The organism is Atribacter laminatus (assembly GCF_015775515.1).
In the GTDB taxonomy this organism is placed as follows: domain Bacteria; phylum Atribacterota; class Atribacteria; order Atribacterales; family Atribacteraceae; genus Atribacter; species Atribacter laminatus.
Window position 1 is genome coordinate 1,973,752 of record NZ_CP065383.1, and the last position, 13,195, is coordinate 1,986,946.

Annotated in this window: 11 protein-coding genes; 8 read left to right on the plus strand and 3 right to left on the minus strand. The window is 39.2% G+C overall.

All coding sequences use genetic code 11. From position 1 onward, the window contains the following. Nucleotides 1-83 precede the first annotated feature (83 nt). Together RT761_RS08900 and RT761_RS08905 are read right to left on the minus strand one after the other, a co-directional pair. Entirely contained in the window at nt 84-389 is a 306-nt protein-coding gene (locus RT761_RS08900; protein ID WP_218111071.1) for an antibiotic biosynthesis monooxygenase, read from the minus strand. A 118-nt stretch (nt 390-507) separates the two neighbouring features. Then, the gene (locus tag RT761_RS08905) at nt 508-714 is read right to left on the minus strand and encodes a hypothetical protein (RefSeq protein ID WP_218111072.1); all 207 of its coding nucleotides are present in this window, start codon (nt 712-714) and stop codon (nt 508-510) included. 396 nt (nt 715-1,110) lie between these two features. On the opposite strand from RT761_RS08905, the gene RT761_RS08910 reads away from it, so the two are divergent. The 8 genes from RT761_RS08910 to RT761_RS08945 all read left to right on the plus strand — a co-directional run bounded on the left by RT761_RS08910 (nt 1,111) and on the right by RT761_RS08945 (nt 11,573). After that, the gene (locus RT761_RS08910; RefSeq protein WP_218111073.1) at nt 1,111-2,121 is read left to right on the plus strand and encodes a LacI family DNA-binding transcriptional regulator; all 1,011 of its coding nucleotides are present in this window, start codon (nt 1,111-1,113) and stop codon (nt 2,119-2,121) included. Nucleotides 2,122-2,328: 207 nt separating this feature from the next. Then, nucleotides 2,329-3,561 (plus strand): M24 family metallopeptidase, encoded by a 1,233-nt coding sequence (locus tag RT761_RS08915; RefSeq protein WP_218111074.1) that lies wholly within the window; start codon nt 2,329-2,331, stop codon nt 3,559-3,561. Nucleotides 3,562-3,794: 233 nt separating this feature from the next. Continuing rightward, on the plus strand, nt 3,795-5,075 hold the full coding sequence (locus tag RT761_RS08920; protein ID WP_218111075.1) for an ABC transporter substrate-binding protein: 1,281 nt from the start codon (nt 3,795-3,797) through the stop codon (nt 5,073-5,075). A 137-nt stretch (nt 5,076-5,212) separates the two neighbouring features. Next, complete coding sequence (locus RT761_RS08925) at nt 5,213-6,106, plus strand: carbohydrate ABC transporter permease (protein ID WP_218111076.1); 894 nt, start codon at nt 5,213-5,215, stop codon at nt 6,104-6,106. Nucleotide 6,107: 1 nt separating this feature from the next. Next, nucleotides 6,108-6,971 (plus strand): carbohydrate ABC transporter permease, encoded by an 864-nt coding sequence (locus tag RT761_RS08930; protein ID WP_218111077.1) that lies wholly within the window; start codon nt 6,108-6,110, stop codon nt 6,969-6,971. 37 nt (nt 6,972-7,008) lie between these two features. Next, on the plus strand, nt 7,009-9,564 hold the full coding sequence (locus RT761_RS08935; protein ID WP_218111078.1) for a glycoside hydrolase family 38 N-terminal domain-containing protein: 2,556 nt from the start codon (nt 7,009-7,011) through the stop codon (nt 9,562-9,564). A gap of 2 nt (nt 9,565-9,566) precedes the next feature. Further along, nucleotides 9,567-10,484, plus strand: coding sequence for a nucleoside hydrolase (locus tag RT761_RS08940; protein ID WP_218111079.1), 918 nt, complete (start codon nt 9,567-9,569; stop codon nt 10,482-10,484). Nucleotides 10,485-10,760: 276 nt separating this feature from the next. Beyond that, complete coding sequence (locus RT761_RS08945) at nt 10,761-11,573, plus strand: SDR family NAD(P)-dependent oxidoreductase (RefSeq protein WP_218111080.1); 813 nt, start codon at nt 10,761-10,763, stop codon at nt 11,571-11,573. Here the strand turns inward: RT761_RS08945 and hydF are convergent. Beyond that, nucleotides 11,551-12,774, minus strand: coding sequence for a [FeFe] hydrogenase H-cluster maturation GTPase HydF (gene hydF, locus RT761_RS08950; RefSeq protein ID WP_218111081.1), 1,224 nt, complete (start codon nt 12,772-12,774; stop codon nt 11,551-11,553). The two genes, RT761_RS08945 and hydF, sit on opposite strands and share 23 nt — an antisense overlap. Nucleotides 12,775-13,195 lie beyond the last annotated feature (421 nt).

Sequence of the window (13,195 nt, forward strand, 5' to 3'; positions counted from 1 at the left end):
CACCCCTACATTTTAAATTATTTTGTAGGGGCTTGATTTATCAAGCCCGCAAGTGGATTTACAGGTTAGATATTTATTTCATTTTACGATAATGGAATCTGTGGTGCAAGGGCTCGATAGGGTATGCCTTCTCGTGGTTTGGCCATCCAAGGCGCAACGGTTTCTTTCCATCTCAAGTAATGGGGAGTCTGTTTATGGGCTGCAGCAGCTTCTAAAGAATCATAAGCCTCATAGAGGAGAAATTGAATCGGATCATTATTGCTTTGCAGGACATCAAAACGAAGATTACCTGGTTCTTTGGCTGAATAATTATGGTTTTCCAAGCTCGCTTGTATGAAATCATTCACATTTTCCGGCTTCACCCAGACATATACGCAGGTCACATACATAATTCAACCTCCATCTATTCATAAATTTTAAACAATATTCATCAACTTGTTTTAGGAAATCCCTGACCACCTGGAGGTATTCCTCGGTCTTTTCTAAGTGGTGACTGTGTGATGTGCTTTAAAAAATGACCGGCCGTTCATTTCCGATAAGTGCAACGGGTTCTAAATAATCATGAGGAAAACCGGGACCTCCATGAAGAGCGAGCAGTGGAATTCCTTGGCTTTCAGCCCCACTGATTTGATACCAGACTTTTTTCCCTCGACTAGTGATAAAACCTTCCTGGGAAGAAAGGCCATTGATGGAAGAAATGCGATTTTTGTTCATCAAAAAAACCTCGAATGGAAAGGAATTGATTATAAATCAATTTCTAAAATTATAAACAATTTTAAGGAATCGTCAAAATATATCATTAGCTTTTTTAGATTCTCTATGCATTGATTGGAAACAATTGAAAAGTTTTGGAGATATTTTAAAGAGCTGTTTGTTGAATGGAGAAAAGGATGCCTTAGCTCTGGAAAAAATCGAGCAAGAAAGATTTTTATAGAAGGTTTTTAGTCTTATAAAAGAAATGATGTCTTTGTAAATAGCAATCCCTCTCTGAGCAATACAAACGATTGTAATATATAACCCTAATAAAATGGCACTCAAATAATCATTTATATTAAAAAATAGTTGACACAAGACAAACGTTTGTTATACTGATGGCATGGAGGGAACAAGATGCCGACAACTATAAAAGATATTGCGAAATATTTAGGTATTTCACCAGGGACGGTTTCCCGAGCTCTTCAAAGAAGCGCTAGAGTTTCAAAAGAAACCATCCAAAAAGTAGAAGAAGCAGCCAAAAAGTTGAAATATCGGCCAAACATAACTGCTCAAAGGTTAGTATCAGGAAGAACTCACAATATTGGAGTTATTTTAAGTAAAGATATCCGCGAGTATACCTCAGTTCAATTATTTAACTCAATCATCCTCAATGGTATTTTGGAAGTTGCTGAAGCTCATAATTATAATCTTAATTTTGCCATAGACTCTCAAGGCAAAAAGCAAGGGGCTTTATTCCGAATTTTACAAAACCACGATGTTGATGGGGTATTAATCATCAATGTTGTGAGTGAAGATATCATTGCTACCCTTCGGACTAGCGGGATACCTGTTGTTTTAATTGATAATCATTTTGATAACCACTCGGAATTCGCTGTGAATAATGACGATCGCTATGGCGCTTATATTGCAACCAAGCATTTGATAACTTTAGGGTACCCATCAGTGGGAATGATGGGGATTACTGAAGAAGCATTTCATCGGGAATGTCTATCCGGATATATGCAAGCCCTTACTGAATATGGGTTAAGAGTAGAACCATATTTTATTCAAAAAGGAACTGGAAGTATGGAATCCACTTATGAATTAACACGAAAAATGATTAAAAACAACCATCTCCCCAAAGCCTTTTTTGTTGTAACCGATGAAATGGCGATTGGTGTTATACGGGGTCTTATTGACTCTGGATTAAGTGTTCCACAAGATGTTGCTGTGGTTGGTATGGATGATATCCCACTGCTTGATTATGTAGACCCTCCTTTGACCACGGTGAGAATTTATATAGCAGAAATGGGCAGAACCGCAGTAGGGATGCTTCTTGATTTAATTCGGGGACAATATCATGGAAAAAACCAAATTGCCATCCAACCGAAGTTAGTTATTCGTAAAACATGTGGGGCAAAATAGCGGTTTATTATGCTACTACGTATTTAAAAAAAACAAAAAGTCAAGCGAATGCTAAGCAGCTAAAAGATTAGGGGAAAGGAAATAAAAGTGGTATTGAAACTCTTGGCTAAGAGCCGGTTACTGGCTTTATAAACAAGGGTGATAGATTTAAAAAATTAAATTATTAAAAACGACTCAGTAAGACATTAACAATTGGGAGGATAAAAAATGGGATTTAACTTAGAAAGTTTTATTGCACAATGTCAGCCAATTGATCTTTCGGTTCACATCCCTCGACAAGAATTTGAAGACCGAGTTGAAAGAATCCGAGCCGAAATGAAAAAACGCCAGGTTGATGTTGCAATTGCTTTTGGCAATGAATTAAGGCCTGGTGATACCGGCTGGATTACTAATTATGATCCACAAATTGAACCAACTGCTGTTGTGATTGGTCTCCAGAAGGTTTTTGTTTTAGGTGGTCCAGAAGGGAAACTTTATGCAGAACAATCTATGCAAGTTGGAGAATTTCGTTGTCTCCAGGAACTTAAAATCCCCGAAGAAGACTATCCAGGTTTTGATTTTTTTACACTTAATGAAATCTTCAATGAAGCATCTAGTTTTCCACCAAAATCTGTAGGTTTACTAACCTGTTTGGATATCATCACTCAGGCTTTTTATGAGCTTATTATTAATACTCCCGTTCAAAAAGTTGATATGACCGATTTTCTACTCAAAGCTCGATATTTTAAAAGTAAAAATGAACTAAAGTGTATGCGGGCAGCTTCGCAAATTGCAACTTATGCTATGCAGGCAATGATTCAATCCATAAAACCAGGTAAACGAGAGTTGGAGATAGCAGCCGTTGGAGAATTTGTGATGAAGCATTTTGGAGCCGACCGCATTGGGGTATCAACCATTGTTGCCTCTGGGGAGAGGGCTTCTTCGGTTTTAGGAAGGGCTTCGAATCGGATTATTAAAGAAGGAGAAATGATTTTATTCTCGATAAGCCCTCGTTATGAAGGAATGGCATCTTGTGTGGGTCGATCGGTCATTGTGGGAGAGCCAAACACCAACCAGAAAGAGATATTTCAACATGTTCATCATGCGTATCAGCTTTCTATTGAAAGAATTCAATATAACGCACCCGCCCGAGATGCAGATTTGGTGGCACGGAATTATTTAAAACAATATGACTTAGAGCCCCTTTATAGCCAGATTCATAATATTGGATGGACAGAAGCTATGGAAGGGTATGGGGCGGCAACTCAATATTCAGAGTTCTTATTCCCCAAAGGAATTGCTCTGCAGTTAGATATCGGAATATTTGCAAAACCATTTAAAAGCCTTAAGGCCGAAACTGTAGGAATAAGATTGGAGGATCCTCTCTGTATTACCCATGAGGGCATTACTGAAAATATGACAACTTTACTGCCCGATGTTCAAGAGTTAGTTAAATTTTAAAAAAAAGGAGGCGATACCAAAAATTACTTGTAGAAAAGGTAGCGAGATGGGGAGAGTAAGTCACCCCCACAAAGTTGTTACTCTCCCATTTACCCCGCACTCCCTCTTTTCTGTTATTTGGGTATAGAAAAGAGGGAGTTGAACCATAAAAAAATTGATGGTTGATTGGAAGGGGGAAGTGTTGTTTGGGAGAGTGAAACCAGATCAAATTAAAAATTTTAGGGAGGGTTGTTATGGACAGCTTAAAAATATTTCGTTCAATTATGATGTTCACTATAGTTTTGCTTATGATAATAGTACTATTTTTACCTGCTTTTGCACAAAAAACGACCATTGAATATGCAGTTTGGGGTCAACCTTATGAAGTCGAAATGGAGCAAAAATATCTTGACCTTTTTATGAAAAAAAATCCGGATATTCAAGTAAACCTCACAACCGCACCATTTGGGCCACATCATGAGAAACTTTTAGTTCGAATTGCCGGTGGAAACGCTCCCGATGTATTTGTTTTATCTGAATTAGCCGTAACACAATATATTCAGCGCAAACTTCTTGCAAATCTCGATGAATACATTAAAAGAGACAACATTGATCTATCTCAATTTTATGATGCCTGTCTTGCTTATGTCGATTCCGATGGTGAACCTTATGCTATTGGAAGAAGAGGTGGGAGTATTTATGGGTTGCCCACATGGAATAGTCCCTGTCTCATAAGTGTCAATTTAGACATGATGGGTGAAGCCGGTTTAACTGTAAATGAGGACTGGGATTGGGATATTTTTCTTGATTACTGTAAAAAGTTGACTTTGGATAAAAATGGAGATGGAAAAAGTGACCAATTTGGAACTCAAAATATCCTGGCCTGGCAGCCAGCAGCGTGGTCCTTTGTAGCCAGTAATGGTGGAAAATGGTTTAACGATGACGAAACCGAATCGACCTTAACTTCTCCTGAAACTATGGAAGCTTATAAGTTCTTAGCTGATATGAGCTTAGTCCACCACGTTGCTCCTACCAACCGCGAAAGGAAAGGTTGGGCTTTAGCTGAAGAATTTGTTGGTAAAAATGTTGCCAGTGCATGGAGCCATCCTTGGGGATTGGAAGCTTGGAGCGCCGCTGATTTTGAATGGACTCCGGTTCTCCCGCCGATGAAAAATGGAAACCGGGCTCTTGAGTTTGAAACTTGTACTATTGGAATGTTTTCGAATACCAAGCATCCCGAAGAAGCCTGGGAATTGGTGAAATTTTTAGGAACCGATCCTGAATGTCTACAAATTATGCTTGACTACAATGTAGCTCCAGCTATTAAGTCTTGGGCGGATAAGGTAAGCGATCCCAAAATGAAGAAATTCATTGAATCCATGGCTTATGGGGTCGCACCTCAATTTATTGCTCAGTGGCCAGAAGTTGAAGAAATATTAAATTCTGAGCTCGATTTGGTATCAGAAGAGTTAGCCACTGTTGAAGAAGCCCTCGAAGCTGCTCAGAGCAAAATTAACGCCTTACTTCAGGAGTAATTGGATAATGAAATTGGTGTCAGTTTTAAAAAAGGGAAAATTCTAATTTTAAGCTGTATTAATTTCCCTAAGGGACAGAGTGCTGGAGATGTTCTTAATCTCCAGCACTTAAAAAAAGATAAGGATGGATCGGCTACATGTTATCAAGGGTTAGAATCAAGGAAAACCTCTGGGGTTATTTGTTTATTATGCCCTGGCTTATTGGGTTTATTCTCCTATGGGGAGGACCGGTAGTAAGTTCATTTATTATCAGTCTTTACAACTGGTCAATTCTCGATCCACCCAAGTGGTTAGGATTAAGAAACTATGAAAGATTGGTTACCGATCAGTTATTTTGGCAATCTTTAAAGGTTACCGGAATTTATATCATCATCGTTGTCCCGGCCTTATTATTTTTAAGCTTATTTGCTGCTATGTTACTAAATAATAAACTTCGTGGGGTCCGACTTTTCCGCACCATCTACTATACTCCAGTGGTTGTCTCGGGAGTAGTGCTGGCAGTAGCCTGGCTCTGGCTTCTTAACCCAAATTATGGTTTTGTGAATTATTTCCTACGTACAGTATTTGGAATTGAAGGACCCCGCTGGTTAAATAGTTCTTTTTGGGCGCTCCCATCGGTAATCACAGTGAGTTTATGGCGAATTGGAACTACTATGGTTATTTTTCTTGCTGGTATACAGGAAATTCCTGCCCAACTTTATGAAGCAGCGGATATCGATGGTGCAAAATGGTTAGCTAAATTTCGATACATTACCTTGCCCATGCTTTCTCCGGTAATCCTATTTAATGTGTTTATGTTAATTATCGAATCATTTCAAGTATTTACACCAGTGTACGTAATGACCGAAGGAGGACCTCACTATGCAACTCTGATGTATGTTTTATACCTCTATAACAATGCTTTTGGTTTTCTCAAAATGGGTTATGCATCAGCGTTAGCTTGGGTTTTCTTCATGATTATGATGGTATTTACCATTATTTTGTTGAAATCATCCAGCCGATGGGTATTTTATCAGGGAGGAGAGAAGTAATATGACAAAAAAACCACCTCAAGTTCAACTCGGTTATTCAAAACCTTCTCTTACTCGAATTTTTTTGTATATCATTATGATTGCTGGCGGAGTAGTGCTTATTTTTCCTATTGTTTGGATGGTGATCACCGCTTTAAAGGGATCAGAAAGCCTGACTGCCTATCCACCAAACCTCTTTCCTTGGCCAATGATGTGGAGAAATTTCATCGATGGTTTAAAAATTCTTCCCTTTGCAACCTTTTATAAAAATTCTCTGATTATTACCACCAGTTGTATGGTTGGAGATGTTTTAACTTCGGCTCTGGTGGCTTATGGTTTCAGTCGTTTTAAATTCTATGGCCGTGAAGTGTTGTTTATTCTGGTTCTTTCGACTATGCTGCTTCCTTTGCAGGTAACTATTGTTCCACGGTTTATCCTTTTTCGAAAATTTGGTTGGGTGGATAATTTTTGGCCAATCATAATTCCAGCTTTTTTGGGAGGAAGTGGGTTTTATATATTTCTTCTTCGGCAATTTTTCTTGGGGATTCCCAATGAAATTGCCGATGCGGCTAAAATTGACGGGTGCGGTCCTTTGGGGATTTTTTGTAGGATATACCTTCCACTTTCTAAACCGGCTTTGGCAACCATCGCCATATTTTCCTTTATGTATAATTGGAATGACTTCTTTGTCCCCCTGGTTTTTTTAAACTCTAAAGAAAAATACACTGTACAACTGGGTTTAAATCTATTTATGGACCAATATAATGTTAATTGGAGTTACCTGATGTCTAACGCTATTTTAGCAACGCTCCCCTGTTTTATCATATTCTTTTTTGCCCAGAGGTTTTTCATTCAGGGAATTGCAATGTCCGGTGTAAAGGAATAACGATAATTGATCGAGAAATGAGGAGGAGACTGATACCATGGAAAAAAATAAAAAATGGATATGGGTTTGCTGCCAACACCCAATGCCACTTTTGGTTCAAGATCAGGGAATACCTGATGTTTTAGAAAGAATTCCACCCTGGGGTGATCCGGATTTACCCAGTTATATAAAAAAATTCAAAGAAGTATTTGACTCTTTAGATAAATTTCCTCATCTTCGTATTGACTTCGAAATATCGGGAAGAGAACTTGAAGATGTAGCTGAATGTGATCCAGCCCTAATAACACGCATGAAGGAACTTATTAAAGCTGGAAAACTCGGTTTTGTGGGTGGAGACTATTCCCAATCTCACTGTCATGTTTATGGGTCAGAATCCAGTATACGACAAATCCAATATGGGAAAGAGGTCTTTCGGAAATTGTTAGAGTATGAAATTGATATTTTCTTCCATCAGGAAACCGGTTTACATGATCAACTTCCCCAACTCCTCAATTCCTTTGGGTATTCAATTGCAGTTCCACCCCGTTTTCCCTATGTTATTCGTTTTGTAGAGAATAAATCTCCAGAAATAACTGTCCATTATGGAGTTGTTGAGTATGTCAATGGTGAAGATTTTACTCATTGGAAAGGTTTGGATGGGTCGGTCATCCCACTCTATCTCTCCATGCCAGCTCCTAGTGAATCGAAGGAAATATATGATGTCTTCGATCGGTATAGTCGTCCCAATAGCAGGAAAAGAAGAACCGGAGGTGCATCACCCTTTGAGTCATTCATGGAAAGGGAGAAGCAGAAAGACCCAGTCAACGTACCAACACTTTTAATTGAAAATCCTGACATGAAAAGGTTGGACGATGGATATTACTTGGAAAGAGATAACACTGGTGAATTTTCCTTACTTGGATCAGCTCTCCATCAACGCTTGCAATCCTCATCGATAACCTCGGCAGCCCACCTTTATGCCTATTGGTCGTATATTGAAGGAGTTTGGGCAGAAGAAATGTCTCGAAATAATAAAAAAGCTGAAATAGCAGCACTTCAAGCTGAAGCTTTGAATGCTATGAATTGGATTTTAAATGGTACTTCGGAAAAACCTGAACAATTTGATGAAATTTGGAAAATGATTCTTTCCTCTCAACACCATGATGTATATTGGATTGAAACCACTGATTTAAAGAGAAAATCTCTCTCATGGTTGGATGAGGCTATAAAAAGTTCAGAAATGATCTCCCATGATGTAGAATCAGAATTAGCCAATCAAATTGATACCAGCTGGATATCATCGGGGAAAGCCTTGGTTCTCTATAGTACTCTTTCTCGAACTCGCAAATTGGCAGAAAAGTTTTTTCTCCAATTTGAAAAAGGAGAGTATTCTTCGTTTCATCTTTACAATTCTAAAGGAGAAAAACAAGAGTTTCAGTTAGTTGAAAAAGAAACCTGGGAAGATGGAAGTATAAAGAAATGCGATGTCCTTTTCCAACCTGATATACCAGGTTTTGGATACCAAACCTATATGATTCAAGCTTGTGATTCTAATCCATCAGATCCCATTGAGATTGAACTTTCCTTTTATAACTACGAGAATGATTTTTATTCGATTAAAATTTTAGGTGATGGAACCATCTCTTCCTTACAGGAAAAGAAAAGCGGAGTAGAGCTTATAAATCCGGAAAAATATTATGGAAATGAAGTACGGGGGCAGCTTAGCGATGGTGATTGGGTTACCAATCGCTCATCGAGTTCCAGTGTTCGATTGATAAAAGGAGACTTGGCTGATATCTTATTCACTCAAGGTCAAATTGGACCAATAATGTCGCAATTAAAAATTTATCTTTATCGTGATTTGCCGGTAATTGACTTTAATCTATCCCTCGATTTTGGAAATGAGGGACTGAGTCTGGGTGATTTCTGGGATGATACGATGAAGTTGAACCTCTATTGGCCGATTAATACCAACCAGCATATCTGGTACGATATCCCCTTTGGAACAAGAACGGGAAGACCTGGTCGACCATTATATTGTATTGACTGGATTGATATAGGAAATGAAAAAGCTGGATTGAGCTATTTCAATCGGGGAACGACCAAACACCGAATAGAAGACGGGGTTTTGATGAATTGTTTGGCTTGGGGTGGAAATAATTTTTCCAACCGCAATCCTGGTCTTTGGGAAAATGTAGAACGATATGATATTCGTTTATATGGAAAACACAACATTCAGTATTCGATTCTTGCTCATTCCAGAGATTGGAAAACCGCCAATAGCTATAAGTGGGTGGAAAAATTAAGTCATCCCATCCACGCGAAGCTTACCGGAAAACATCCTGGTGTATTCCCAAATAGCTTATCGATTTATGAAAATAATAACCCGGAACTGATTCTAACTTCAATCCGCCGAGGAGAGAAACCTCAGGAAATTGTGGCTCGGGGCTTTGAGAACCAAGGAAAAACCATATTAGTTCAGTCTGGCTTTCTGACGGAAAATGACCAGAGAATTCAATACCATTCACTGAATGGAAAGAATATTCAATCGGTTTCACCCTACCAAATATTTGAAATCACACTTAAAAAAGGAAATCGAGATTTAGGAGGCTAAAAATGCCAAAGATTATTCTTGATACCGACATAGGGTCCGATGTTGATGATGCCATGGCTCTGCTTTTTGCTCTTCACTCCCCAGAATTGGATATAAAAGGGGTGACCACCGTTTATGGTGATGTTCGTCTGCGAGCAGAAATAGCTTTAAAACTTATTGATTTGGATGGAAAGAAAGGAATTCCAGTTGCTGTTGGTTCGGAATTTTCCTTGCTTCGAGAAAGAAATATTTGGAGAGATGGTATTGAGGGGAAGGGGATAATTACCGGAGAAGAGACCGATCTCATCCCAATCAATGAATCGGCAGCGGATTTTATCATACGGATGGTCCATGAAAATCCTGGAGAAATTGTTTTAGTTGCGGTTGGGCCTTTAACAAATCTCGCGGTTGCCTTAATTAATGATCCAACTATAATTCCAAAGATAAAAGAGATCATTTTTATTGGTGGGATGGCTCGGGTTGGTGACAATAGCTTGGACGTGCCGGCTATAGAATACAATGTTCGTTGTGATCCCGAAGCTGCAAGATTAGTCTTTCGTTCGGGTATTCCAATAGTTATGCTAGGCATGGATGTAACCCGAAGAAATGCAACTTTTATCGATAGTAAAGATTTAAAGAAAATAAAAGAGGTTGGAGCTCCAGTTCATCTTATGGCGGTAACCCTGCTTGAGATTTATTGGGATTATCTTCAGAAAGATGGGAGTTGGATGCACGATGCCCTGGCTCTGGCTTTTACCATTGATCGCTCATTAGTTAAAACCAGAAAATTATTTGTAGAAATCGAAACCAAGGGAATTTGTACAACTGGTCTCACCCTGGTGACCGACCAAAAAGATAGAAGCAATGTTGAGGTTGGGGTTTCACTTGATGAGAAACGATTTCTTCCATTTTTTTTGGAACGGATCTGTCGTCAAACTTAAAAAATATAAAAGTCAGTAAATTGGGAAATTCCCCTTTTGTCTCTCTTTGCTAAGGGGGAAGATTGAATTCTAAGTAAATATTATCATCCTCATCTGTTGTTAGGAAGGTGGTTTGGAAGACTATCAAGTAGATACATCTAATGGCTGGATAAATCAAACCACAAAGAATGATTAAAAATTTAGTGGTGCAATAAATTGCGTCCATATTTAATGTAGCGACATGCCACGGCATGTCGAATCTTGGGTTTTCATCCTCATCTGGTGCAGCTATGCAGCATGAAGGTCTTTCCTGATAATCAAAAAAGCGCATGGTATAATGACCAAGAAATAACTGAAAGGAAAGGAGAGATTGATCTGTCTCAAACCATATTTTTAAAAAATAGAGTGGCTATAGTAACAGGTGCCAGTCGGGGAATAGGAAGGTCAATAGTCAAATCCTTAGCCGATGAAGGAGTTCACTTGGCACTGGTTGCACGTTCGCTGGAAAAGATGAAAACCCTAGAACAAGAAATCCAAACCAAAAGGATAAAAGTTCGCATTTTTCCGGTTGATATTGCTGACCCAGATGTTCCCGAAGAAGTTGTTAAAGAAACCATCGAGGAATTTGGAAGATTGGATTTTCTTATCAACAACGCGGGGATAGCTCTCTCCAAACCCGTGGTTGAAACTACCGTCGAGGAATGGGATCGACAAATGATGGTCAACGCTCGAGCTCCCTTTTTATTCTCTCGAGAAGTTATTCCTTTTTTAAAAAAATCTGATATACCATCAATAATAAATATTTCCTCGGTGGTTGGCTATAAAGGATACGTTCTTCAGGGAGCCTATACAGCATCAAAGCATGCTCTCATGGGAATGACCAAGGTGTTAGCCCAGGAAGTGCACCAGGATGGTATTCGAGTCTATGTGATAGCTCCAGGAGGAGTCGATACCGATTTGGCTTGGAATATGAGACCAGATCTCGATCGATCTATTCTCATCTCACCTCAAGAAATTACCGACCTAATTCTCTATCTCCTTAAACACCGAGGAAACGCTATGATTGATGAGATCAATGTTCGTCGGGTTACCAACCAGCCCTGGAAGTGAAGAGAAGGTCGAATTCTGGAAAAATTTTTAATACTCGGGGAATTAACCCCTGAACATAGGCAATAAAAACGCCGTAATTAGTGATTGCCACTCCCGATTCCCGAGCAGAATGAAGACGATACAGCATTTCCTTATGATTGATCATGCATCCTCCGCAGTGTATAATTAGCCGATATTCATTGATGTTTTCCGGAAAGTCATTACCAGCGGTAATATCAACTTCAATACCAAAGCCAACTCTTTGTCGAAGCCAGCGGGGTATTTTCAATCGTCCAATATCATCAGCCTGAGGATGGTGGGTACAAGCTTCAGCTATCAGAACTTTGTCCATCGGCTTGAGAGAGTCAATCACCTGAACTCCTTCAACCAGAGTGGTTAAGTCTCCTTTGTTTCGAGCGAATAAAATCGAAAAACTGGTCAAAGGTTGATCAGGAGGGAGGACAGCGGCTACTTTGTGAAAAACCTGAGAATCGGTGACCACCAAACGAGGGGGATATTTTTGCTTATTCAAAATTTCGGCTAATTCACTTTCTTTGGCAATGATGGCTGAAGCTCCGGCATCTAATATTTCACGTATGGTTTGGACCTGGGGGAGGATCAGCCGCCCCTTGGGAGCACCGAGGTCAATCGGGACAACTAAAAGTACTACGTCTTTAGGCTGAATTAAATCTTTGATCAAGGGTTTTTCTTCATACTGACGTTTTAGGATTTCAACCAATGAATTTTTTAATAATTCGATGCCTTTTCCGGTTTGAGCATCGATTTGAAAAAGAGGGATCTGAAACTGATCGAGTTCTGAATTCTGGAGAGTTTTCCCATTGGTTTTGTTTTGAACCCCAATGGTGAAAATTTTGTTTTCTTTGAGCAAGGCGATCAGTTCTTTTTCAAAGAAAAAATCTCCCCCCTGGTTATCCCAAACCAATATAGCGATATCACAACGGCGAAGAATTTCCAATGATTTCTTTTTTCTTAATTCACCTAAAAACCCTTGGTCATCCAATCCAGCAGTATCGATAAAAACTACCGGTCCAAAAGGTAAGAATTCAATAGATTTGAAAACCGGATCGGTAGTGGTTCCTGGCTCACTGGAAACAATGGCAACTTCTTGATTGGTCAGAGCATTGATCAGTGATGATTTGCCGACGTTTCTCCGGCCAAAAATACCGATATGGGGTCGAAGGCTTCGTGGAGTTCCGTTCATAACTTAACCTCCAATTATTTCTATCCTGTAAATACTGAAATGAGTAATAAATGATTAAAAAAATAAGAAAGGCATACCTCCCTTAAATCTCTCCTTGATGGAGGAATAAATACAACAATTCCTCTCCTTGGAGGGGTGCCGCTTTCGCGGCAAGGAGGGTGCTTTTGGTTTTTTTGGTTACCCTGAGATAATGAGAAAGTAACAAAAAAATTTTGCTAAATGAGATTGCCACGTCACTCCGTTCCTCGCAATGACGGAGCAGTAAAAACTCAAATCCCTCTTACCCCCTTTGCTAAAGGGGGAAATGATCGACATATAATTTTTTCATTGTCAACTGGTGCTACTAAGCAGCATGAAGGTCTATCCTGAAAACCCACGGGCATGATAAATCAAGCCCCTACAAAAGAATATAAAATTGTAG

Coding starts and splice junctions, on each gene's coding strand:
- RT761_RS08900 (WP_218111071.1), bottom strand. CDS start 389: ATGTATGTGACCTGCGTATATGTCTGGGTGAAGCCGGAAAATGTGAAT.
- RT761_RS08905 (WP_218111072.1), bottom strand. CDS start 714: ATGAACAAAAATCGCATTTCTTCCATCAATGGCCTTTCTTCCCAGGAA.
- RT761_RS08910 (WP_218111073.1), top strand. CDS start 1,111: ATGCCGACAACTATAAAAGATATTGCGAAATATTTAGGTATTTCACCA.
- RT761_RS08915 (WP_218111074.1), top strand. CDS start 2,329: ATGGGATTTAACTTAGAAAGTTTTATTGCACAATGTCAGCCAATTGAT.
- RT761_RS08920 (WP_218111075.1), top strand. CDS start 3,795: ATGGACAGCTTAAAAATATTTCGTTCAATTATGATGTTCACTATAGTT.
- RT761_RS08925 (WP_218111076.1), top strand. CDS start 5,213: ATGTTATCAAGGGTTAGAATCAAGGAAAACCTCTGGGGTTATTTGTTT.
- RT761_RS08930 (WP_218111077.1), top strand. CDS start 6,108: ATGACAAAAAAACCACCTCAAGTTCAACTCGGTTATTCAAAACCTTCT.
- RT761_RS08935 (WP_218111078.1), top strand. CDS start 7,009: ATGGAAAAAAATAAAAAATGGATATGGGTTTGCTGCCAACACCCAATG.
- RT761_RS08940 (WP_218111079.1), top strand. CDS start 9,567: ATGCCAAAGATTATTCTTGATACCGACATAGGGTCCGATGTTGATGAT.
- RT761_RS08945 (WP_218111080.1), top strand. CDS start 10,761: ATGAAGGTCTTTCCTGATAATCAAAAAAGCGCATGGTATAATGACCAA.
- hydF (WP_218111081.1), bottom strand. CDS start 12,774: ATGAACGGAACTCCACGAAGCCTTCGACCCCATATCGGTATTTTTGGC.